General features: G+C 32.5%; 1 pseudogene. It reads right to left on the bottom strand.

From position 1 onward, the window contains the following. Nucleotides 1-61 precede the first annotated feature (61 nt). Nucleotides 62-160 (bottom strand): annotated as a pseudogene (locus Q3V31_RS30895) (sporulation initiation factor Spo0A C-terminal domain-containing protein); the annotation flags it as partial. Nucleotides 161-237: the final 77 nt, after the last annotated feature.

Genomic DNA, 237 nt, shown 5'->3' with positions numbered 1-237 from the left:
ATTGCCTACATATGTAATTCGTTGGTTATTAAATTTTGTTATGAAATTAATACGACAATATTTACGAAGCCTTATGTTCAAGTCTTAGCTTATCCGCAACCATTGCGATGAACTCGGAATTCGTAGGTTTTGCTTTTGACATGGATACTGTATAACCAAAAGCTTTAAACCTTGATATGTATACGTTTCTAACATTTTCTTTTCGTCCAATAAATACGCTAAATTTCACGCCCTTTA

Source organism: Bacillus nitratireducens, assembly GCF_036320425.1.
GTDB lineage: Bacteria > Bacillota > Bacilli > Bacillales > Bacillaceae_G > Bacillus_A > Bacillus_A nitratireducens.
The sequence above is the reverse complement of the archived record's forward strand: the minus strand, read 5'-3'. Positions and strand labels throughout refer to the sequence as shown.